This is a genomic window from Sporosarcina sp. JAI121 (assembly GCF_013408665.1).
GTDB lineage: Bacteria > Bacillota > Bacilli > Bacillales_A > Planococcaceae > Sporosarcina.
Genome location: NZ_JACCCL010000004.1, coordinates 29,980 through 52,812, shown reverse-complemented (window position 1 = coordinate 52,812; position 22,833 = coordinate 29,980). Strand labels below are relative to the sequence as shown.

The 22,833-nt window shown below is 40.9% G+C and carries 24 protein-coding genes and 3 pseudogenes; 10 read left to right on the top strand and 17 right to left on the bottom strand.

Annotation, left to right across the window (positions count from 1 at the left end):
- Positions 1 to 37: 37 nt before the first annotated feature.
- On the bottom strand, positions 38 to 880 hold the full coding sequence (locus HDC33_RS15350) for a glycerophosphodiester phosphodiesterase (RefSeq protein ID WP_179393447.1): 843 nt from the start codon (positions 878 to 880) through the stop codon (positions 38 to 40).
- Positions 881 to 1,120: 240 nt separating this feature from the next.
- On the opposite strand from HDC33_RS15350, the gene HDC33_RS15345 reads away from it, so the two are divergent.
- Positions 1,121 to 2,044 carry a S66 peptidase family protein gene (locus HDC33_RS15345; protein ID WP_179393446.1) on the top strand — a complete coding sequence of 308 codons (924 nt, stop codon included), beginning with the start codon at positions 1,121 to 1,123 and terminating at the stop codon, positions 2,042 to 2,044.
- Positions 2,045 to 2,094: 50 nt separating this feature from the next.
- Here the strand turns inward: HDC33_RS15345 and HDC33_RS15340 are convergent, their stop codons facing one another.
- The 3 genes and pseudogenes from HDC33_RS15340 to HDC33_RS15330 all read right to left on the bottom strand — a co-directional run bounded on the left by HDC33_RS15340 (position 2,095) and on the right by HDC33_RS15330 (position 4,933).
- Positions 2,095 to 2,868 carry a putative hydro-lyase gene (locus tag HDC33_RS15340; RefSeq protein WP_179393492.1) on the bottom strand — a complete coding sequence of 258 codons (774 nt, stop codon included), beginning with the start codon at positions 2,866 to 2,868 and terminating at the stop codon, positions 2,095 to 2,097.
- 49 nt (positions 2,869 to 2,917) lie between these two features.
- Positions 2,918 to 4,090: pseudogene (locus tag HDC33_RS15335) on the bottom strand (NRAMP family divalent metal transporter).
- An 81-nt stretch (positions 4,091 to 4,171) separates the two neighbouring features.
- Positions 4,172 to 4,933 (bottom strand): LamB/YcsF family protein, encoded by a 762-nt coding sequence (locus HDC33_RS15330; RefSeq protein WP_179393445.1) that lies wholly within the window; start codon positions 4,931 to 4,933, stop codon positions 4,172 to 4,174.
- Positions 4,934 to 5,211: 278 nt separating this feature from the next.
- On the opposite strand from HDC33_RS15330, the gene pxpB reads away from it, so the two are divergent.
- Complete coding sequence (gene pxpB, locus HDC33_RS15325; RefSeq protein WP_179393444.1) at positions 5,212 to 5,958, top strand: 5-oxoprolinase subunit PxpB; 747 nt, start codon at positions 5,212 to 5,214, stop codon at positions 5,956 to 5,958.
- Entirely contained in the window at positions 5,955 to 6,947 is a 993-nt protein-coding gene (locus HDC33_RS15320) for a 5-oxoprolinase subunit C family protein (protein ID WP_179393443.1), read from the top strand. Before pxpB ends, HDC33_RS15320 begins: the two co-directional genes overlap by 4 nt.
- A gap of 420 nt (positions 6,948 to 7,367) precedes the next feature.
- Here the strand turns inward: HDC33_RS15320 and HDC33_RS15315 are convergent, their stop codons facing one another.
- The 3 genes from HDC33_RS15315 to HDC33_RS15305 all read right to left on the bottom strand — a co-directional run bounded on the left by HDC33_RS15315 (position 7,368) and on the right by HDC33_RS15305 (position 9,494).
- Positions 7,368 to 8,126 (bottom strand): IclR family transcriptional regulator, encoded by a 759-nt coding sequence (locus HDC33_RS15315; RefSeq protein ID WP_179393442.1) that lies wholly within the window; start codon positions 8,124 to 8,126, stop codon positions 7,368 to 7,370.
- A 124-nt stretch (positions 8,127 to 8,250) separates the two neighbouring features.
- Positions 8,251 to 8,577, bottom strand: a complete 327-nt coding sequence (locus HDC33_RS15310) for a YnfA family protein (RefSeq protein ID WP_179393441.1) — start codon at positions 8,575 to 8,577, stop codon at positions 8,251 to 8,253.
- Positions 8,578 to 8,648: 71 nt separating this feature from the next.
- A complete protein-coding gene (locus HDC33_RS15305) occupies positions 8,649 to 9,494 on the bottom strand; it encodes an STAS domain-containing protein (RefSeq protein ID WP_179393440.1) in 846 nt (281 codons plus the stop codon).
- A gap of 340 nt (positions 9,495 to 9,834) precedes the next feature.
- Between HDC33_RS15305 and HDC33_RS15300 the strand changes: the two genes are divergently transcribed.
- The 4 genes and pseudogenes from HDC33_RS15300 (at position 9,835) to HDC33_RS15290 (ending at position 11,514) form a co-directional block, all read left to right on the top strand.
- A complete protein-coding gene (locus HDC33_RS15300; RefSeq protein ID WP_179393439.1) occupies positions 9,835 to 10,023 on the top strand; it encodes a hypothetical protein in 189 nt (62 codons plus the stop codon).
- A gap of 63 nt (positions 10,024 to 10,086) precedes the next feature.
- The gene (locus HDC33_RS16690) at positions 10,087 to 10,407 is read left to right on the top strand and encodes a phospholipase (protein WP_370457491.1); all 321 of its coding nucleotides are present in this window, start codon (positions 10,087 to 10,089) and stop codon (positions 10,405 to 10,407) included.
- Positions 10,408 to 10,623: 216 nt separating this feature from the next.
- Positions 10,624 to 10,731: pseudogene (locus HDC33_RS15295) on the top strand (YjcZ family sporulation protein); the annotation flags it as partial.
- Between the two features lie 75 nt (positions 10,732 to 10,806).
- On the top strand, positions 10,807 to 11,514 hold the full coding sequence (locus tag HDC33_RS15290; RefSeq protein ID WP_179393437.1) for a class I SAM-dependent methyltransferase: 708 nt from the start codon (positions 10,807 to 10,809) through the stop codon (positions 11,512 to 11,514).
- A gap of 75 nt (positions 11,515 to 11,589) precedes the next feature.
- On the opposite strand, the gene HDC33_RS15285 is transcribed toward HDC33_RS15290, so the two are convergent.
- The gene (locus tag HDC33_RS15285) at positions 11,590 to 12,330 is read right to left on the bottom strand and encodes a DUF2268 domain-containing putative Zn-dependent protease (RefSeq protein ID WP_370457490.1); all 741 of its coding nucleotides are present in this window, start codon (positions 12,328 to 12,330) and stop codon (positions 11,590 to 11,592) included.
- A 286-nt stretch (positions 12,331 to 12,616) separates the two neighbouring features.
- Here HDC33_RS15285 and HDC33_RS15280 point away from each other — a divergent pair, with 286 nt between their 5' ends.
- The 3 genes from HDC33_RS15280 (at position 12,617) to HDC33_RS16680 (ending at position 14,382) form a co-directional block, all read left to right on the top strand.
- Positions 12,617 to 12,871, top strand: coding sequence for a hypothetical protein (locus HDC33_RS15280; RefSeq protein WP_179393435.1), 255 nt, complete (start codon positions 12,617 to 12,619; stop codon positions 12,869 to 12,871).
- A 303-nt stretch (positions 12,872 to 13,174) separates the two neighbouring features.
- Positions 13,175 to 13,636 (top strand): hypothetical protein, encoded by a 462-nt coding sequence (locus tag HDC33_RS16685; RefSeq protein ID WP_255457461.1) that lies wholly within the window; start codon positions 13,175 to 13,177, stop codon positions 13,634 to 13,636.
- A 320-nt stretch (positions 13,637 to 13,956) separates the two neighbouring features.
- On the top strand, positions 13,957 to 14,382 hold the full coding sequence (locus HDC33_RS16680; RefSeq protein ID WP_255457460.1) for a hypothetical protein: 426 nt from the start codon (positions 13,957 to 13,959) through the stop codon (positions 14,380 to 14,382).
- Between the two features lie 208 nt (positions 14,383 to 14,590).
- Here the strand turns inward: HDC33_RS16680 and HDC33_RS15270 are convergent.
- The 9 genes and pseudogenes from HDC33_RS15270 to HDC33_RS15235 all read right to left on the bottom strand — a co-directional run.
- Positions 14,591 to 14,710 (bottom strand): annotated as a pseudogene (locus tag HDC33_RS15270) (VOC family protein); the annotation flags it as partial.
- Between the two features lie 150 nt (positions 14,711 to 14,860).
- On the bottom strand, positions 14,861 to 15,568 hold the full coding sequence (locus HDC33_RS15265) for a DNA alkylation repair protein (RefSeq protein WP_179393434.1): 708 nt from the start codon (positions 15,566 to 15,568) through the stop codon (positions 14,861 to 14,863).
- Between the two features lie 428 nt (positions 15,569 to 15,996).
- The gene (locus HDC33_RS15260) at positions 15,997 to 16,596 is read right to left on the bottom strand and encodes an MEDS domain-containing protein (RefSeq protein WP_370457489.1); all 600 of its coding nucleotides are present in this window, start codon (positions 16,594 to 16,596) and stop codon (positions 15,997 to 15,999) included.
- 515 nt (positions 16,597 to 17,111) lie between these two features.
- Positions 17,112 to 17,552, bottom strand: a complete 441-nt coding sequence (locus tag HDC33_RS15255) for a cell wall hydrolase (RefSeq protein WP_179393433.1) — start codon at positions 17,550 to 17,552, stop codon at positions 17,112 to 17,114.
- A gap of 207 nt (positions 17,553 to 17,759) precedes the next feature.
- Positions 17,760 to 18,413 carry a M48 family metallopeptidase gene (locus HDC33_RS15250; protein WP_179393432.1) on the bottom strand — a complete coding sequence of 218 codons (654 nt, stop codon included), beginning with the start codon at positions 18,411 to 18,413 and terminating at the stop codon, positions 17,760 to 17,762.
- Positions 18,414 to 18,698: 285 nt separating this feature from the next.
- Positions 18,699 to 20,060, bottom strand: a complete 1,362-nt coding sequence (gene rlmD / locus HDC33_RS15245) for a 23S rRNA (uracil(1939)-C(5))-methyltransferase RlmD (RefSeq protein ID WP_179393431.1) — start codon at positions 20,058 to 20,060, stop codon at positions 18,699 to 18,701.
- Positions 20,061 to 20,316: 256 nt separating this feature from the next.
- Positions 20,317 to 20,436: a cytochrome bd oxidase small subunit CydS family protein gene (gene cydS, locus HDC33_RS16900; protein WP_483315873.1), complete on the bottom strand. Its 120-nt coding sequence runs from the start codon at positions 20,434 to 20,436 to the stop codon at positions 20,317 to 20,319.
- 13 nt (positions 20,437 to 20,449) lie between these two features.
- A complete protein-coding gene (locus HDC33_RS15240; RefSeq protein WP_179393430.1) occupies positions 20,450 to 21,475 on the bottom strand; it encodes a cytochrome d ubiquinol oxidase subunit II in 1,026 nt (341 codons plus the stop codon).
- Positions 21,472 to 22,818: a cytochrome ubiquinol oxidase subunit I gene (locus HDC33_RS15235; protein WP_179393429.1), complete on the bottom strand. Its 1,347-nt coding sequence runs from the start codon at positions 22,816 to 22,818 to the stop codon at positions 21,472 to 21,474. The genes HDC33_RS15240 and HDC33_RS15235 overlap by 4 nt, the downstream gene beginning before the upstream one ends.
- Positions 22,819 to 22,833: the final 15 nt, after the last annotated feature.

The following is a 22,833-nucleotide window of genomic DNA, read 5'->3' as shown; positions in this document are numbered from 1 at the left end:
TATCGGCTGGTACTGGATTTCCCTCTTTTATTTCAGACTAATCTTGCACTAGATGGACGGGCCCCTCGACAGGCCAGATTGAAAAGTCCGTTATGATACCATCAACGTCGTAATGATAGGCTTTGTCCACCCATCTCCGACTTTTCGTAGACCAGACCAATACTTTTCCACCCTCATTATGTATTTGATCAATCACGCGTTGATTGACATACGATACGTTAAAATTGATGTATGTCGCAAAGGATGTCAGGTCCATTATTTTTTGGGTAGACAGATGTTGAATCGATGGTTTCATAAGTATGGCGACTTCCAATTCCGGAAACAGCAGATTCACTTTCCTCATGGATTCCATATCAAAGGATTGAACAATGATACCGCTTACATTTTTTCGTTCCTTTAATAGGGTTACCACTTTCTCCTCAATACCTGGATACATGAACGGTTTTTTTATCTCAATCAATAAACCCGCCTTACCGTAAAATTCTTCGAGGAGTTCATCCAACGTCATGATTTGTTCACCTGCAAAAGAAGTATGGTATTTACTTCCTGCATCCAGTTCCTTCAATTCTTCAAGTGTGAAGTCTTTTACAAAGCCAGTACCGTTTGTCGTCCTGTCCACTTTGTCATCATGCATAATGATCAATTCCCCGTCTTTGGATAGATGGACATCGCACTCTAAAAAGTCAGCACCAAGCTCCAACGCTTTCTGAAAAGCGGAATGTGTGTTTTCCGGCGCGAAATTGGAAGCACCGCGATGTGCTACACTGATCATCCCATTCATTTCGGCAAGATTGAATGGCCTGGCCTCATAACCGACCAAAAGCAACATACATATACTTATAAAGAAGAATAGCAGTTTCTTTTTTTTGAAATTCCTCATAATCATAACCCCATGAAAAAATGACGAATACAGACTATTCAGACCATTTTTCTTTTTATTATAACATATGCGAAAGGTCCCGTAACTGTTATTTTTTCCACTTCATCCAAGTTGACGGAACACACAAAATGAAACAATGTCAATCATCCATATGAAAAATATTTTCATGTTATGACGCCTTCTCTTTAACAATACAATGAATAATATGGACACGTTTTATCCTGAAGGGAGCTACAACAGATGGTCACTAAACCACCTCAATTGCAGACTGGCGATACCGTTGGAATTGTCACGTTGGGTAGTCCTTTGGCAGCAAGTAGAATAAATGAAGGAATTACAACCTTAAGAAATAGGGGATTTAAAGTACTTGTCGGGGAGCACGTCTATTCGTCGAATGGATTCCTTGCTGCAACCCCGCAACAAATGGCATCTGATTTGATGGGAATGTTTATGAATAAGGAAGTGAAGTGGATTTTACCTACAAGGGGCGGCGTCGGTGTAGCGGGTATTCTCCCCTACCTCGACTTTTCAATCATTCGCCAAAACCCGAAGATCGTTTCAGGCTATAGTGACATTACCGTGCTACTGAATGTATTGTATGAATACGCGGATCTTATTACTTTTCAAAGTCTACTTCTCATCGATTTCATCCCGACAACTCCAGCATATAATTTTAACCAATTTTCCTTCGCAACTTCAACAGTAACCGCACCTTGGGAAATAAAAAATCCCCCTGGCATGGACCTTGTCAGCATCGTTAAGGGAAATGTGACCGGTCCCGTTGTCGGGGGGAACTTAACGTCTTTTATAGGTACTTTAGGGACATCTTTTGAAATCAATACGGTTGGTAAAATAATCGTACTCGAAGAAACACATGAGCCGATAAATACTGTTTACAGATATTTGAACCATCTTCTACTAGCCAAGAAGTTTGATGATTGTATCGGGATTATTATGGGAGAATGTACACGTTGTGTGGAGGCGTATGGAAAAACATATGAAGATCTAATAAACGAATTTTTAGCTCCTCTGGGCAAACCCTTAATGTCTAACTTGGCGACTGCACATGGAGTATATAAAGCCACCATACCAATCGGGACAACACTGAATATGAACACAGCTAACCGTACATTGACTGTGATGGAACCAACTGTAAGCCCATAAAGAATCATGCGCTACCACAATCCGAAATTGTAGTAGCGCATGGCGCTTGTTTATAAAATACTAAGTTTTTCATCCTTTATATCACTGATGAACATACAGCCTGGCGCATGCGTAATCATTATCGAAGGTTTACATTGCATAGCGACTGCTTGGGGCGTCACACCGCAGGCCCAGAACACAGGAATTTCACCTTCTTTGATTGTTACCGAATCACCGAAATCAGGCTTTGAAATATCGGCTATGCCAATCTGACTCGGATTCCCGAAATGGATGGGTGATCCGTGTACAGCCGGAAAGCGAGAGGTGATTTGAATCGCCCGAATGGCATCTTCATGCGACATTGGACGCATACTGACAACAGTAGGACCTTCAAATACTCCTGCTTTCTCACATTGAATATTCGTTTTATACATTGGAACATTACATTTTTCCTCGATATGCCGGATTGGAATCCCGCTCTCAAGTAATGGCGTTTCAAAGGTGAAACTGCAACCTAATAGGAAACCAACCATGTCATCTTCCCAATACTCGGTGATATCCATAACTTCCTCCGTATTCATGCCATCTCTGTAAATACGGTATCTTGGAATATCTTTACGAATATCAGCCTCTTTTGCAATTGTTCCGGGTATGAATGAGCCGGGTTCCGTCACGTCCAGTAATGGACAAGACTTCGGATTCCGCTGGCAGAACAGCAAGAAATCAAAGGCATGTTCTTTCTTCAAAATCACCAAATTTGCTTGTGTGAAACCTTTAGACATACCAGCCGTTGGACCTGTTATTACCTGCTTCCGGATGAGGCTCCTTATTTCATTTGAAGCCATCGTTTCATAATTTCCCAACCGTCATCCCTCCTTCAGAAATAAAATCTACTCACTTAAAAAGCAATGGAATTTGTTCGATAAGTGTCACGATTCCTAAAACACCCATGACAATAACGACAAATCCGCCGCCTATCGTCAACCATAGCGGATGTTTATAACTACCGACGATATCTTTCTTATAAGCAGCTATTAACAGCGTTCCTAAAGCAAGTGGCAAAATGAGTGCATTTAGAGCCCCAACAAGTAAGAGGACATTAACAGGACGCCCAATCAATGCAAATGTAATTGTTGATAATAAAATAAATAAGATAATAACCCAATTATGATATTTCTCTATTAACGGATGGAATGATCTAATAAAGGAAACAGACGTATAAGCAGCTCCCACCACGGACGTAATAGCCGCCGCCTACATAATGACACCAAACATTCTATACCCGATATCACCTGCAGCAAGTTGGAATACAGATGCCGGAGGATTTGACGGGTCAATTGCAAGGCCTTTGGAGACGACTCCTAGTACCGCTAAGAATAATGCTACACGCATAACGCCTGTAACCATAATCCCTATTACAGAACTCTTTGTTACTTCAGGTAAAGATTCAATACCTTTGACGCCAGCATCCAACAGTCGATGCCCGCCAGCAAACGTTATGTATCCGCCGACCGTACCGCCGACTAATGTCACTATAGCAAATATACTGATTTGTTCCGGTTTAAACGTGTTCACGATTGCTTCCCCTACTGGCGGAGATGTCGTAAATGCCACATAGAGCATTAGTAGAATCATTACTAAACCTGCTATTTGTGCAACTTTATCCATTGCTTTTCCCGCTTCTTTCACAAGGAAAATGAAAATTGCGAATGTCGCACTTATAATAGCCCCCATTATCGGGTCTAGTCCAAGCATCGCATTCAATCCTAGACCCGCTCCCGCAACGTTTCCGATATTAAATGCAAGACCCCCCATTACAATAAGAATGGCTAAAAACACGCCAAGTCCCGGTACTACTTTGTTCGCGATTTCTTGACCGCGTAACCCCGATACAGCAATGATTCTCCAAATATTCATTTGAGTGAAGACATCCAATATCAATGAAATCAATATGACAAACCCAAAACTTGCCGCCAATTGCTGCGTAAATACGGTTGTTTGCGTTAAAAATCCGGGACCTATCGATGATGTCGCCATTAGGAATGCTGCACCCAATAAAACACTCATAGTAACTTTCTTTTTAGTCTCTGCTGTTCCCGCTATTTTTATATTCTCTGTTTTTTTTCCACTCATTCAAATTACACCCCTTTAGTTACATACTGCTGAAACGATGATGTTGTTTTTCTCCAACGTTTCTTTACTATATTTAGCAAAATCAAGGGCGTGTTCCCCATCTCCATGTATGCAAATCGTATCCGCCTGTAAAGAAATTTCCGTATTTTGCTGGGAAATGACTTTTCCCTCTATTACCATCTTCACCACTTGTGCGACTGCTAGTTCTTGATCTGTGAGTAAAGCGTCGGATTGCGAACGGGAAGTTAACGACCCATCCGATTGATAGGTGCGATCTGCAAACACTTCATGTGCTGTTCGTAAACCGATTTTTTCTCCCGCTTTTGTCAATTCGCTGCCGGCAAGTCCAAATAACACTAACGAAGGTGAAATATCATATACCGCTTGAGCAATCGCTTCCGCGAGCTTCGTGTCTATTGCCGACATATTATACAAAGCGCCATGCGGTTTTACATGTTGCATCGTCTCGTTGAAGGTCGCTAAAAAACCTTGTAAAGCTCCGATTTGATAAACAACCATATCGTATCCCTCTTGTGGAGTGATTGCCATTTCACGACGACCAAACCCATTCAAATCAGGCAAACCGGGATGTGCACCAATTTTCACACCATTTTCTATCGCTAGCTTAACCGTTTCCCTCATCACGCTTGGATCGCCCGCATGAAAACCACACGCGATGTTTGCCGAGGTTACATATTTCAATATTTCTTGCTGTTCACCAAGCTTATATCGGCCAAAGCTTTCCCCTAAATCACAATTCAAATCAACTTTGTACATTCTTTTCCCCTCCGATAGTCATAAAATGATTTATGTCCGTAAGCGCTTTCAATCAAATTTAGTTCCGAATTTTGGAACTCTTGTTTTGAAACGTAAACTAATTCTAGCATAGAATGATTTGTCTGAATAGATGCTATTCAAAACTGTTCTAATAACGGCAAATAGTTTGTTTTTATATTTTTCGGACTTGTTTTTTGTTTCCCGACCACTATAATGATTAATAGAATCCATTTTTTAGAACGTCAGTACCGAAATTCGAAACCTTAGGAGCTGTTGGAATGAGCAATCGTAACATAGTAGCCAGCATGAAGCCTTTAGGAGATTCCGCGATAATTGTCCAACTCGGGGAAGGAATTAGCCCAACAATTCATGAGCTGGTAAGCAATCTATCAACTCTAGTGAATAATCATAAATTTGAAGGGTTTATTGAGTCCGTACCAGCCTACAATAACTTAACAATCTACTACAATCCCGTAGTCGTTCACCATTCACAAAAGAATAAAGTAGCAGGCCATGCCTCGTTAACCTCTTTCCAAAAAGTTAGTGCTTTCATGGAGGTATTGGTTCAACAAATCGGTACTAACCTAGCTCTGGAAAAAAGAGTTGTGACAATACCGGTATTATATGGGGACGAATTCGGTCCCGACTTGGAGTATGTTGCGCAGTACCACGGTCTATCCGCAGAAGAAGTCATACAACTACATTCCGGGGCTGAATATTTAGTCTATATGATTGGCTTTGCTCCAGGATTTCCATTTATGGGAGGACTGAGTGAACAAATCGCAACACCTCGAAAAAAAACACCCTTATTAGCAATTGCTCCTGGATCTGTTGGTATCGCTGGAAAGCAAACAGGCGTTTATCCATTGGAAACGCCGGGTGGATGGCAAATTATTGGCCGTACCCCACTCGATTTGTTTCTTCCCGCTATCTCCCCTCCGACATTATTACAGGCCGGAGATATAATTCGTTTTACACCAATTTCTCCTGAAGAATATTACCACTATAAGGAGATGAAACAATGACCGTTAACGTACTCCAACCAGGTCTTCTAACGACGATTCAAGACTTAGGAAGATACGGCTCTCAAAAATATGGCGTAATTGTCAGCGGTGCGATGGATAGTTATTCGCTAAGAGTAGCTAATTTGCTAGTCGGTAATGCTGAAGGAGAAGGAGCACTTGAGATTACACTATTCGGGACAACTCTTCAATTCGACAAAGATTCATTACTGGCAATCACCGGTGGAGATTTACAAGCTACCATCGATGGCGAAAAAGCTCCTATGTGGCGCCCCATACTCATTCGGAAAGGCTCCATATTACGGTTTAAATCTGCAATAAATGGTTGCAGGGCTTACGTAGCCTTTGCCGGAGGTATAATTGTTCCCCCGATTATGGAAAGTAAAAGTACATATCTACGTGCAGGTATCGGCGGTCTCCAAGGAAGGGCTTTGCGAAAAGGGGATACATTCGAATGCGGGGAAATGAGTGCACTCAACCAATCGTTCGCACAACAAGTAGAAGAAATGACTGAACATGCAACATGGTCTGTCAACTTCAGCGCGCTCATCAATTTACAACAGGTCCAAACGATACGTGTACTAAAAGGTACTGAGTTCACCCGATTCGATCAGGATAGTCAACAAACGCTTTTTAGTGAACCTTATACACTATCAACTCAAGCCGATCGAATGGGCTACCGATTGGAAGGTCCTGCTCTTTCATTAGCCGATACTTTTGAATTGCTGTCGGAAAGTGTGACCTATGGAACAATTCAAATCCCCCCGAATGGACAGCCTATTATTTTAATGGCAGACCGTCAAACAACAGGAGGTTACCCAAAAATCGGCCAAATTATTTCCGCCGATTTATCAAGTTTAGCTCAGCTACAACCAACTTCAACTATTCATTTCAAGGAAGTTTCTCTGGAAGAAGCAGAAAATGAGCTATTAAAAAAAGAACGGTTACTAGATGAACTAAAAATGGGGATTCAACTTAAAAGGCTTCAATAGATAGGTTGAAATAAAGAATTCTCCATAATACACGCTACGGCGCTTTGTGGATGCTTCTCGAGATAAGTGCGACCACTGAATAACTGATGAATTTGATCTCTCTAAGTAAATCCAAATTTAAAAAGGCGATTAGTGGACATGAATATTCGCAGCACCTCAAATATACTGCGAAATACCAGCGAAGGCGCCTCACAGGGGTAGCCGAAGCCATAAGACTGACGACGAAGTTGTCTGGCTTATGGCGGGAGGCATCCCCGAGCGCCGAAGCGTGTATTATCGGGTATCCATATTTATTCTTTAATGATGGACTTTTTCAGTGCCCTCCATAAGCCTAGCCGCAACTAACGGGCGCTTTCAACTTTTCTCATACAAAACATCCTCCATTTATGCCTAAATAACAGGTAAATGGAGGATGCTTTTTCATCTATTCAGATAACCCAAACATTGTGATATTTCTTTAGCAGCTTCAATTGCTTTTGCCGCAAAGGTAGGGATGTTTTCATCTTGATAATTCGCTTCCATCCCTGCAATACTTATTCCAGCAATCACGTCGCCTTTATAATCGAAAATTGGTGCGGCTATGGCGGAGGTATGATTCTCTAATTCAGAATTACTAATTGTATATCCATCCTTTTTAGCCTGTCCAATCGTTTCAATGAGATGGTCCTTATCGGTTATTGTCCCCATCGCAAACGGTTTCAGTTCCACCGATTCCATATATGCATCAATTTCCGTTTCCGGTAAATAAGACAATATAATGCGAGAACACGCCCCGGCGTATAAGGGACTTCTCCTGCCAATTGCAGTATATAGGCGAACTTTTTGGTTTCTGTCGATTTTTTCTATATAAACCGCTTCATCACCTTGCTTAATAATTAAATTGACAGCCTCTTTCACGTCATTATGCAAGTTCTCCATAATTGGGTAAGCGATTTTCCGAATATCAAGTCTTGAAGAAACGAGATGGCCGAATGTTAGAAACAGAAGACCTAACCGATATTTCAAATCAGGCCCCTTCTCGAGAAACCCCATCTCTTCCAATGATAGTAACATTCGATAGACCGACGTCTTCGGAATACCCGAACGATCAATAACTTCTTGGAATGTTAATTCCGTATGGTCTATAAAAAGATTTACTATATCCATCGATCGGACAACTGTTTTATTTTTAATATCCATGTTTTACCCCCCCTTGCGGAACGCCAAATCCTAGCCCATTTTCACTACTCTTCAGGAATAATATACCACCATCCGTTTACTATAGGCTATGAATTATGCAAAACCCTTCGACAACGGCTACTTGTTACCCGCGTGGTGCCCATAACATTACAGACACACCGATTATGCAAATCAAAGCCCCGATCCAATCATATGTATCAGGTAATTTTTTGTCGACACTCCATCCCCATAGAACGGAAAGTACAATGAATACACCCCCATAGGCCGCATAAACCCTACCAAAAGTCGGAAACTGTTGAAAAGTGGCAATCACCCCGTACATAGCTAACACGAAACCACCGATAAGGCCCAGGTAAGCAGATTTCCCTTCCCTTAACCACTGCCATATGAGGTATCCCCCGCCGATTTCTGCTAAACCTGCAAACAAAAATAGCAGAATAACTGTAATCATAATGAATCACCCTTCTGGAAAATAAAAAATGTGCCATGTACCAAAACGTCTAAGGGTACACAGCCCATTCCTCATACTTTAGTAAATCTATCCTCAAGCGCTTGCTGCAAGGAACTGTAAGTGTCGATATGAGAAAAGTGTAATCCCAACTGAACTGCGGTTTGCGCAATTTCTGGGCGGATTCCCGTCAATGTCGAATTTATCCCCAGCAATTTTAACACCTGCATGACCGGATAGATTTGTTGTGCAACCATCGTGTCAATAACAGACACTCCCGATAAATCGATGAACAAGTGCGATACATCCAATTCAACGCATTTTGCGGGAATATACTCCAAAAAACCTTTCCCACGAAATGTGTCAATATTACCGATTAGCGGCAACACACCAATCGCTTTATTAAGCATTATGATCGGAAAACTCAATTCTTCGATTAAGCCTTGCTGCACTGCAAGTTTACTGTTCATAATTTTATAATATATTTTTGAGAAGTGGATAAATAGTTCATCGAATGCCAAATGGATTGAAATTCCCCATCTCAACAAATCATCCTGAGTTACTTCATCCCCCTTGGATTGCACAAAACCCTCTACGAATGACCAGTAAGTTTGCCTAACTTTACTAAGTGCATTCAGGACCTCCGGTATAGACGTATTGCTTTTCACCCTACTTTCAGCCACTTCGTGAGCCCATTTTTCCTTATTCGTTTCGAATATCTCTTTATCACTCAACAGTATGCTTGCGACAGTGAGGTTGGTTAAGCGATTTTGTTCACGGAGTAAAGCTTCTGCGGATTCACCAGCCTCCATGGAATAGATGGATCCTCTTTTTTCCTCACGCAAGGAAAGCCATTTGTCCGATATGGCAGTCATATTGGCTATTAGGTAATCGTAAAGTTGTGTATCCATTGCACTCATTTTTCTCCACCCTTTTATATAAATTACGCTATATTATAAATTTCCGCTTCACATTTACTACTGCTAAATCCTGTTTGTTATAGTTAGTTTAATTATATACCATCGCCAAACAAAAATCTTGAAATGCGTTGAAACTACATCGCGAAAAATCCCTAACTATATCATTGACACTCTGCTGAACGTTAAGTCGGGGAGAAAATGCACCGCTCCTCCTCACAAACCTCTGAAAAAGTTCTTTTTTTATTGTAAGAACTAGTTGATTGTAGTGGAGAGCGGCGACTCCAGCGGGAACAGCGCGAGCTGAAGACCCCGCAGGAAAAGCCGTCACGAAGAACGGCTTTTGCGACCAAAAGCGTTAGCGTTGGGAGCACGAGTGAAGGATGCCTTAATTTCTGTCAAGAACGCAGAAATACGGCAAATCGAACCCTTCGCTGTTCGATTGGCTGAAGCCGTGCCCGCGGAAAGCGTCCGCTCGGAACGGAAATCAACGGGATTGAAGGAAATCGGACTTTTTCATTTGCATAATTAATTTTAAAATCATAGGTAACAGCTTATACAGTAGCTAACACCTTTGAATAATCTATAGTAAGTAGTGGCTTACCATCATAGGGAGGTTTTTGTTTTGCCGCGAAGAGGAAATGGGAGGTTTCGTTTTTGTATTTTACCTGGGTATAACTGGTGCGGACCTGGTTGCAATGGGCCCGGTGATCCTATAAATGATTTAGATGCAGCTTGTAAAGCACATGATGTCTGTTACCGCATGGGCAGAAATGCTTGTGAATGCGATCGGGAATTCCTTCATCGCTTACGTTCCAAAATAGATCCATGCACACAAAAAGGAAGGCACGCCCGTCGGCTCTATAATTATATGAAATTACAAACACTCTTCACGTGTGGACATTATAGAAAATAGGTTGCCCGGAATTCTATGACTTTGTTTCTTGCGTGAACCGATTGACCCGGCGTTAGTCAGTGGGAATTTAAAGAGAATGATATGCCAGTTGAGAATTTCAGTATAAAATTAAACCCTTTCTGTTACCTAAATTATTAAATTTCTTTCCACTAGCCCTATGCTGTTCCAATCTGGCTCATATTCTATCAATAGCAATAAGAAAAGGGGGGGTATCAGATGTCTTCTGAAAAATGCGAGAACGGTGGTAATGTTGGATATGGAGCGGGCTTTGCGTTAATCGTTGTATTATTTATCCTGCTAATCATTGTGGGGGCTGCTTTTGTTGGTAACGACTATAACGAGGGCTACAACGGCTGCTGTTACTAAACTGAAAATGTAGTATAACTAGGAGAATACCTGATGGTCAATAACTATCTTGATTTAGTCGCTCACTTTGGAATTGGCGGTGCACATCCCGGTGGATTTTCTTTAACAAAATCCATATTGGAAGATGAAACCATTCAACCAGTTGAAGCTGTGTTGGATGTCGGTTGCGGAACTGGTCAGACAGCAGCATTCTTAGCTCAAAGATTCGGCTGTCAAGTTACGGCAATAGATAACCACCCAGTAATGGTAATGAAAGCGAAGGAACGCTTCGAAATTAATGGTTCTTCTGTTTTAGTGATTGCAGGAGATGCGCAGAACTTGGATCTATTGGATAATTCCTTTGATTTACTAATAGCCGAGTCTGTCATTGCTTTCACTGACATTTCCAAGACGTTATATGAACTCTCTAGGGTGTTAAAGAGCGGCGGCCGTATGATTATGATAGAAATGGCGGCTGAACAACCCTTACCAGAAGAGTTACGAAAAAAAGCATGCAGCCTGTATGGCATCAAAGAAATTCCAAATGAGGACGAATGGAAATTGAAGATACAGCAAGCTGGATTCACACATATTGAAACAATTGATACTTCTTCTGAATTTATTCACAGTGAAATTACTGACATCAATCCATCGGAAATTGTAAACATGGATTTATATGATTTATGGGATGAACATAACCGCTTCATTACTCAAAATTATGATTTTATCGGCTTTCGTGCGTTTCGATGTCGTTTACCTTAACCTCAAAACAATCTTTTTCCTACTCGATCATTTGGGAAAAAGATTGTTTTTTTTAAAGGGTAAAGTTTTTTCATATTAGAACGACCTGTTAACCGGAAAGTCGGAACCTGCAATTAGTTCATCAGACGTTTTTTGATATAATTCGTATTCATTAAAAGGACCGTGCTTCTTTTGGTAGGAATCAACAATCTGATAACCTATATAATATCCAATCCATTTAGGTAAATGGCCACGGGCTTTGCCGTATAAATAGATTTGATGATTTTCGGACCCTATCAAATTCAATTTGGGAATAAAGTATTTATTCCACACTTTGATTGAATCTTTGAATGAATAAAGATTTGTCCACGGCGCTAGCCACTTTTCACCGTATAATTCTTTGACTGCAAACTCCCCAAAACCTTCAATAATAAGTGAGTCCTTTAAAGATATTTTATAAGTTTCTAACCCTAAGTAGTTTAAACGGCAAATATGGTTGTATTCATGTGCTAATAAGGCCTTTATCTCTCCTACTGGAAGGCCCTCAGACAAAAATATAAACAATCCCACTTTATACGCCACACCGTTTTTAGTAGGTATTTGCTTACTCTTTCCAGGGTTCATTTGAGTAAGCGGAAAAATATAGATTGGTACCTCTGGACCTTGCCATAACTCTTTTAAAAGCTGATATTCCCGCTCAACAATTTGCCAAATGTGTTGTGTTTCCATTGTTTCTACTTGGTTTTCTATATCCGTCCATTCAATAGGATTAAATAATCCATAATTTAGAAGTTCATATTGCAATTCTTCCGGGCTTATTCCAGGAAATAACTTCACTAGTGGTACACATAGTACTTCACATTGAAGAACATAAGGACTTTTACCCGATTGATCTACACACGCGTTAAAAAATTCATGGAGCCATATTTGCGTTTGGACGACTGACGAGTTTCTCATCCTTTTATAATTTATTTTTCCCCGCCGATTCCAATACAGCTTGAGGCCTTAATTACATACAAATATGTATGGGTCTAGACGTTTATCTATTACGGAATAGTATTTGCATCATATGCTACCAGTACATGCTTGTATACATGTGAATAAGTTGTAAAGGAGGATAAAAATGTCTCAATCTGATTTTTATAATCTTTGCTGCAGATATCATGGGAAAAATGTAAGAATTACTTGTCGTGATGGCCGTGTTCATACAGGAGAGATTACTAGAACAAGCAGGAATATGGTATGGATTCGCCCCACTGGAAGTCTTGGCGGATATGGGTATGGATTTGGCGGATATGGTGGATATGGAAGGTTTGGAGTAGGGATTGCACTAGGCGCGATTGCCGGGATAGTACTAGCTTCAGCATTTTTTTGGTAATGAAAAGGTACCTTGTTCTGAAACAATATCGTTTTGTTTCGGGACAAGGTGCCTTTCTACTTGCTTAAATAAAAAAGGATAAACGGCATCGCCACCGCTTTGTGACAGTAAGTCTCAAGAGGACAAGCCCGCTTCTGAACCGTAAACATAAGGTGACAGTCACCTATACAATTATAGACACTACATAATAACAGCACCTGACTGTTCACATTACTGTACCTAATGTATTTTTCGATTCTTTAATGAATGGCAATGGAATAAACATGTTTATAGACTTATTTTTTTACCGAGGAGGATTCACTCATGGCAGACTTCATTTGGCCTGTAATTAATTTAACAGGGATTTCCCCAACATTAAATTCCATGTTTGATCGTTTACAAACCGCTGAAGCGACTCCGCTTTTCAACTATACATCCAACTATGGCATTTCGGCATTAAGAGATGTCATTTCCACCCTAGGCAGCGGAACAGTTACCAATACACAAGGGTTCTATCAATTATCAACGAGCCCTGCTTCAAATGCTTCAGCAATCTTAGATACGGCTGAACGTGGAAAGTTATTTCCAGGAAATTCATTCGAGGCTGGTGTTTCCATCCGTGTTCCCGTGGCCCCGACCGGAACCCAAAAGCCACCTGGGGGTATTTTGATGGAACGAATGGAGCCTACTTTGGTCAAGACTCTACGGGTATTTTTATCGCGGTTCTCAACAGCGGCGTCGAATTATTCAAGATTTATCAGTCTTCATGGAATGAGGATCAACTAAATGGGCCAGGGCCAAGTAAACTTTCACTTGATACAGCAGCAGGGAAAATGTATCAAATACGATTTGGCTATGAGTATGGAATCATTTAGTTCCGTATTGTATTTGTGAACACTTTAAATTTCCAACAAATCGTCGTATGCCACCGTCAAACCCAAGGTACTAACGCAGTTTTACTTTCTGATCCAAACCAGGTAATTCGTGTACGTGTCGAAAACGGAGGATCTGGCGGTTCATTTTCCACAGACGTTCGGGGAAGATTTTATGCTGTTCTCGGTCCAACTGTACCAACGAATAGAATCACCTCAGAAAGCCGTTTAAATATGACAGTAGGAGCCGGTGCCTTTGTTCCAACCATCAGCTTCCGACGAAAAGCCATTTTTCCTGATGGCTCAAATCGAAATAACTCGGTCAATGTACAAATCAGCAGCTTCGATATCCTTGCAAGCACCGACTTAAGATGGCAATTAAGATATGGTTCTACACTTACTGGAGCGTCCTTTGGAAATATTAGCGATACCCCTTCATCAGAAACATGCTGTCAATCGGATGTTTCTGCCACCGCAATTAATTCCTCAACCGGCATGAAACTTATGAGCGGGTTTGTTAAAGGAGGACAACACGCAGCACAGCAAAGTTTTCCGGTCGATACTGTATTGAATGGGACCAATCCAGTTACATTAGCTATTGCGAGCCTTTCAGGAAATGCAACTTGTAATATCATATTTCGAGTCCATGAGGATTGGTGATGGTGGTCTTATTTGCCTAAATCACCCCATCAAAAAGGGAAGAATCAAGTTGAATTCGATTCTTCACCAGCTACTCAATACTTCATTTCAAATCTCCAACCAACCCATACACTTCACATGTGTCGTGAAGATAGTATGAACAAACTTATATTTAAACATCAAACACGTATAACCCCGTCCTAAAATTAGGACAGGGTTATACATAAAGTTACTTCTGTATTATCTGAATAAGATTTCCGCATGGATCGTCGAAGACAGCTATTGTGAATTCGCCCTTTTCTGTCGGCTCTATAGTAAACTTCACGCCGTTTTTCAATAACCTATCATAATTTATCATAATACTTTATTCAGTATTACCAAATCTAGTCTTCAACAAACCAGCCCCGTTAGTTTTAGAATTTCAACAATAATAGCGATAAATCCTTATTGGATAGATGTCCTCGATAATTGCAAATCGTTTCGCGATGTCGGACTACTCTTAACATCTTACATACTTGCGTTTAAAACCAAGCTTTCCTCTATCGACTTCTTTTTGAATACTTTCGTAAGAATTTAAGAGACTGCTTTTTTTCTTGTCCCGTTTGACTTCTACTGTACCTATTGCCTTTGCTGTCTCGACTGCCTTTTCATGGAGCGGCAAATATGAAATCCCCACGGTGTTTATAAAATTATTCATAGCGGATTTCGTTCGTTCTGGCGAATCGTGAATCGTATTTTTCACTACATCAAGCATGCTGGATATCTTGCTTTCTGAAAATTCAACGTCTAGTCGATTCCCCAAAAGCCAACAGTAGCAACTCCAGCCCGCTGACATTCTCAGCTCTTCACCGCTTGCGATCCATTTATCAGCAACTTCTTGTGCAATATCTGACTCTGATAAAGTTACAGCCACTACATAATCGGACAGCATATAAAAATACGCCGCATCCATCCAGCGATCATAATCCGACTCAGTCATGGCTTTTGGGTCTGCAATAATGCCTGCAAAGTACATTGCATCGTAGTTCCCTGTGGCATAAAGCTCTTCAGCTAACCGGTGATTTATTTTTATTTTCCTAGCGATTGGTTTCATAGCGCCTGTAGCTGCGCCAAAAAGCGGCTCATGCGCACCATTTGATATGTACATTTTTTTAGTTCGTTCCTTGCCAAGGGCTTCAAGCTCTAGCATGACCGTTTCCAAATTCATCGTTTAGCACTTCCTTCTTTTTAGAGTTTCGCCATAATATTTTGACCTTCAACTACATTACCATTATCCTATAACAAACTACCATTTGTCAGCATAACTGTCGTCTACGCACATGAGTGTCATGCATGTTATTCACATAATACATGTTGGCACTTGGTTCTTTAACTGGTGGTAAGAAAATACTATTTTACAATGCCTTCTATTACAGTCGCTTACAATGCTTAGAATCATGGTATTACTGTATTAAGTTGCACATATTGTTAGGCACAAATACTCGATTCTTCAACTAACCTGTTTCGTTACTTTAAGAAGAAAAGGCATTACTATTGTTCAATTAAAGCACCCATTAGTTCAATAAAAAAACCTTGCAGCGGTAAAATAAAACACGCTAAGGAAAATCTCCTAAGCGTGTTTTATTTCACTGCCTACTATGACTGATATTGGTTCGAGACGATGAAATCGTCTTCTAGTAGCACATAAGGGTGTGTTTCCATCAAAATCGTTTTGAGGTAGTCTGGCATTTTATTTCCTTCGTACGCACAAATTAGTTGAAATGACAGTTGATTTACAGCTTCGTCTACTATTTTCTCTAAATCTTCTATGAGATGCAGCGGCTCTTTCATAGTGGCCCACTCGACATGTGCCCACGCTCGGAAAGAAATTTTATTTTCCACATAGGGCTGAACTGTTTTACTAAAATACTCAGCGATTGAAGGAGGATGATAACTGCCACTTGACCAATAGAATTCGAGGCTATTTACATAGTGTATGAACTCCATTTGATCTTTCGATAAACGGGTGCTCAGTTCTTTTTGAATAATAGGATATAGACGAGAATTCTCAATGAGAATCACGTAATCTCCCGCTGCAATGCCTTCTTCAATGTAATTCAAAATCTGTATAATGTAATTTTCTATTCCATTATACTTATACAGGACATGAAGGTGATTATTTTTTTGGTCCTCAAACAACTGATTCATTTTACTTTTTATTTCTATTTTTTTAATATCACTTGAAATTTCAACCACATTTATCCCTCCTTTCTTTACATTCAAAATAGACTTCCATAAATTCTTGTGCAACTAACCTGTCCGTTAGTTGAAAGCGACTTTGTTAGTTCTATTTTAACCTAAACCCCACTATTTGCAAGACATTATCTTCACCATTAACTCAATATTCCGTCGATTATTAATAGAAGCATCTAGTGCGATTCTGACGTCTCCAATTAATTAATTTTTTCTATTTCCTCTTTACGCTTTTAATAAGTGTTCTAATCCAACGATTTATGAACGACTAATCTTCACAATGTTTGCTCAGATAAATTGACATTGGCTTTCGGGTAGGCATACAGCTTGTTTCTACAAATTTTAGTTTTGATTTCCCCTTTCCATAATAAAACAATAAAAATAACACGTCTCATTCAATAACTGAATGGAACGTGTTTTGTTGGCAACCAGTACCTCCGACTAAAAATGTTCTATTCAAAACACTAAAAAGGAAAAATCGCAAAAAACTCCGGTATTAATAATAGTTACCAGACAACCTAACCGATATAAACACTTTCACATGTTCCAGCTATTGGTTCATAATAACAATGATTTTTAAATTGACCAGAAAAAGGTTGATCGTACCATGTTGGAGGGCATGGAGCATATGGATTAAAGTACCAAAGAGCATATTTCCCTGGGTGGTCTCTCCAGTAATCCAAAGTTTGTTTTGCTAATCTCTTTTCAACAGGTCTCGCTCTTTCATAAAATAAATTACCTTTTTGAACAGCCTCAAAAGAATAATTTCCACCTTGTACTTGAAAAATGACTTGTTCAATGGATCTTACATCTCTGAAGTCCAAACAATCCGCCACAAGACGGTTTACAATTACATTTCCCACGTATAACATTCCTTGTTTACCTTCACCTTCGGCTTCTGCTCTCATCATCCTTGCCATTAAGTCAACGTCTGAATCTCGGTATTTCACTCTTGGCATTTTTTCACCCCAAAATATAGTATGAATAAAAGCCTAAAATGATGACATTGTTTATACCATTATTCAATTAAACTACCTGTCACTTGAAGAAGAAAAGGGCAGGTTAGATTTAGAAAAGCACCCAAAATCGAAGAGAGTATTAACATTTTAAAGTATTACACCTGAAAAATTCCCTTTTATATTTCTTTTCCAATTGTAACCGCATTTTTAAAGTGACATTAAATGCCCGTTCCTAGCCAAATACTCTTCCTTCTCTTTATAATTCGGCATAATACTTCCAACACGTCTCCAAAATGATCGATCATGATTCATGTGAATTAAATGACATAGTTCATGAATTATCACATAATCGATAACTTCAATTGGTGCCATCGCCAGACGATAATTAAAGGTTAGCTTTTTATCCGAACTACAACTACCCCACTTGGCTTTAGACTCTACTATTTCAATAATCTTGGGCTTCACTTTCAGTTGTTTTTGAAATACTTTTATCCGTTCTCCCACAATTGTCCTACAGCTATTGATATAGAACTTCTTGAGATTTCTTTTAAGTGCCTCTTCATTTAACCCACTACTATCTATTAATTCATGAAGAAAACACTCTTTCCCGAGGTATAAGAACTTCCCTTGGGCGTGATACTCTCTTGCCTTTGGGATTTCTCGAGCTACTTCTATTTCATGTATTTTCTCCAGTATCCTTTTTCCTTTACTCTCCATTACACTGACAATAATTTCTTTACTTGTGTCTTTGGGAGCTTTAACAGTTATGAAACCAAACGAATCTATATGAATGGATAAATTCTTCCTATTTCCATACTGAACATCAAAGTCAATACTTTTATTTCCGATTTCAACTTTCATAACTAGCACCATCTTTATACATTTATTTCTATTCTTTGCAACTCTAAATTTTACAAGGTTATACGGATAGACTGGATAAGTTTATTAATTATTGTCGTTTTTAAAAAAGTCACGATACCTATCTCTCATTTTCACACATTTTCGTTCATGTTTTGACCGCTTTTTTCGATTTATACTAATGATTTTTATTCGAAAAGGAACACGAATCCAGGAATTGATGAGGTAAGAGGGCAAAACGGCATAGGACTTTATTTTACAGTGCAAGAGTTTATTTTGTATCTACAATTAAATCTCCAACCAAGCCACACACTCAACATGACTTGAATGCGGGAACATATCCACCGGCTGCACTTCCTGTGTGCGATAGCCGCCGTCTTCTAGAATCCGCAAGTCCCGCGCAAGCGTACCTGGGTTACACGATACATAGACTACACGTTTAGGTTTGTATTCCAATATTGTTTTCAATAATTCTTCGTCGCAACCTTTGCGGGGCGGATCGACGACTAACACGTCGAATCGCTTGCCGTTTGCATACCATTTCGGGATGATGACTTCAGCAGGACCTGCTTCGAAATAGGCATTGTCGATACCGTTTAATTCTGCATTGCGTTTTGCATCTTCGATAGCTTGCGGGACAATTTCAACGCCATAAACCTCTTTGGCTTTTTGTGCGATGAATAAGGAAATTGTTCCTATTCCGCAATAGGCATCGATGACGGATTCGTCTCCCGTCAGTTGTGCGTAGTCGAGCGCCTGCCCGTAAAGTACTTCCGTTTGTTCCGGATTCACTTGATAGAAGGAACGGGCGGATATTTCAAAATCGATGTCGCCTATTGAATCGACGATGACCGGTTTTCCGTGCAGTAAAATTGTTTCATCACCGAAAATGACGTTCGTTTTCTCAGCGTTCACGTTTTGCATAATGGACGTTACATTTGGCACAATCCGTTTAATAAGTTCTATTACTGCGTCTTTTTGCGTAAATTTCTTTTTACGCGTCACTAAAACGACCATTATTTCGCCTGTCGCACGTCCTTTGCGGACAATTAAGTGCCGCAGCATCCCCAGGTTCGTCTTTTCATCGTAAGTATCCAAGCCTAGTGCGTGCAATTCGTGCTTCAACATAGCCATTAAGTCATCCGCCTCGTCACTTTGGATGATGCAGACGTCTGTGTCGACGATGTGATGTGTACGGGATCTATAAAAGCCGGAAACGACTTTGCCATCCCGCTCACCGAATGGTATTTGTGATTTATTGCGGTAACGCCATGGATTATCCATTCCTTTCACCGGATGTACAGGTACATGCGGCAGCTTTCCAATTCGGTCCAAAACATCACGGACCGTTTTACGTTTTTGTACAAGTTGTCCTTCATATGACAAGTGTTGCATCTGGCATCCGCCACATTCCCAGAATACATGGCATGGCGGGTCAACACGGTCAGGCGAAGCTTTCGTTATATTTAGCAACCGGGCAAAACCATAGTTTTTCAACGTCTTTCCTACTTGTATGTCAACCTCTTCTCCTGGCAGGGCACCTGGAATGAAAAGCGGATAGCCATCCACTTTCGCTACACCCGAGCCATCATGCGTTAAATCTTCTATAAACACATTCATTTTATCATTTCTATTTACACTAAAAGACATTATTTTTTCCTCCAAATTTCTGATGACTATAGTTTACCACGCTATGGGTGAAAAAACAGACGCTGAGATGGGATCTGTTAGTGAATGGGTGTACTTGATGGCGTGAGAGCGAATTTGGTTTGATTGGTTCATTAACTTATATGGTCGGTCTGCACTTGAATATGGTCGCTTCACTAACTTATATGGTCGGTCTATACCGTTATGAATGATCACTACAACAAAAAAAACAGACGCCACAAAGACGTCTGCCCTCCTCTTACTTATCATCTTCAATTTGTTTATTTACTGCCCCGTCCATCGGTGCAATGACAAATGCAGCGACGAGTCCCCCGATAAGGACGATGAAGGGTGCGTAAAACATTAGAAAGTGAGTCATGTAGCGTTCCTCCTTATGCGTGGTAATCGCCTTTTCCGCGGACGTAGTCTTTATCGAACAGGAATAGTCGCATGAGCAAGTACAATGACGGAATCAGAAGCCCAAGTCCCATGATGAACACCACAATGAGCGAGATGGCCATGGCCGGGTTCGTGAAGCTGTCGTAAATCGTCAAGTATGGATACAGCAAATATGGATAATGAGACGCGCCGTAACCGAAGAAGGCAAATGCGAACTGCCCCACCAACAACATGAAAGCGAGCCCGTATTTACTGCGTTTCCACAGCAGCCAAACCGTTCCGACGAACATGATGAATGACAGGAGGAACATCGGCCAGAATGACTGGATATGACTGTAATGTTCCGGATTGTGATTTCTCAGTTCAAAAATGATGCCACCCGCTGTGATGATTGTCGGTAATGCCCAGATGAGCGCATATTTCCGAAGTAGATTCGTCGCGTCTGTATCATGCGCTTTATTTGCATACCAGGTCAGGAATACGGCGGATATATAAAGCGTTGCGGCTATGCTAAGCACGACGATCGCCCACGTCAACGGACTTGTGAACAATCTCCAATAATCGAGCACAGGATTACCGTCCACCATGTCGATGAAGCCGCCTTCCGAAATCGTCAGAACAATGGAAAGCGAAGCTGGAATGAGTATTCCGGCCAGACCATACATGAATGAATAGCCTTTATGTCCGCGCGCTCCATATGTTTCAAATGCATAATAAGAACCACGGATTGCGAGCAGAATAATCCCGATGCTGACAGGGACCAACAGCGTCGTTCCATAATAAAATGCTGTTTTCGGGAAAAATCCAATGATTCCTACAAAGAAGAACACTAGGAAAACGTTTGTCACTTCCCAGACCGGTGATAAATAACGCTGGATGATGTTCGTTAAAATCCGCTGACGGCCAGTGATTAAGCTGTAGGCATTGAAAAAACCTGCCCCGAAGTCAATGGCACCGATTAGAATATAACCGAACAGGAACGTCCATAATACGGATATTCCGAGTATTTCAAGTGTCATAGCAGATCGCCGCCTTTCTCCGAATCCCGATCCTCAATTTCTCGCTCTACCGGATTGTTGCGGAACATTTTCCTGAGTACGACGATACTTCCGATGCCGAGTACAAGATACAGCAGACAGAATAGGATAAGCATCGTGTCCACATGTCCGCTCGTTGTGGCTGCGTCCTGCGTTCGCATAAGACCCCTTAGAATCCACGGCTGTCTTCCGACTTCAGCAAGCCACCAGCCTGCTTCAATCGCTATCATTGATAACGGACCGCCAAGTACGATCAGCCAGCGGAACCATTTTGTAGAAACCATTTTCCAGCTACGCTTCATGCCGATCCAGAACACTGCTGAAAGAAGGATCATCCATACTCCTATCGTTATCATGATATCGAATAGATAATGAATGTATAGGGGTGGGATTTCATCCTCCGGGAATTGATCCAGCCCAATCACTTCCTGCGTAAAACTGCTATGTGCAAGAAATGACAGTGCAAACGGGATCTCGATGGCATACTTCACTTCTCCATCCTTTAGTATTCCGTACATGATAAGTGGTGCATTTTCACTTGTCTCCAGATGCCATTCCGCGGCAGCTAGTTTTTCAGGCTGGTACTCCGCCAAGTATTTCCCTGAGAAATCACCGATGATCGCGGCTGCAATTGCAAAGACAAGACCGACTTTCATCGTAAGATAAAGCGCTTTTTTATGGTATATGTGATTCGATCCTTTCAACAGTCGGAATGCTGCAATCGCTGCAAGCACAAACGCAGCCGTCATATATGCCGTGACGACAACGTGAGCCACTTTCGTCGGCATCGCAGGATTGAACATCGCGAGAAGCGGATTGATGTTAATTAGTTCGCCATTAGCGATATCAAACCCCCGCGGTGCATTCATAAATGCATTGACGATTGTAATGAACACTGCGGAGAAGGATGCTCCGATCGCTACTGGAATGAGTAAAAGGAAATGCTTCTTCTGATTTTCAAATCGGTCCCATGTATATAAGTAAATACCAAGGAATATCGCTTCAAAAAAGAATGCAAAGGTTTCCATGAATAGCGGTAGAGCAATGACATTTCCGGCAAGCTCCATGAAATTCGGCCATAACAGGGAAAGCTGTAAACCGATTGCGGTTCCCGTTACGACACCTACTGCAACTGTAATGATGAAACCGCGTGCCCATCGTCTTGCAAGTAAAATATAGTGTTCATCATTTTTCTTTATACCGACCCATTGTGCAATCATGATCATCAGCGGAACGCCGACGCCGATTGTAGCGTAAATAATGTGAAATGATAAGGTTGTTTCAGTCAAAACCCGTGAGAAAAAGACTGCTTCTTCATTACCCATCCTCGTGCCCTCCTT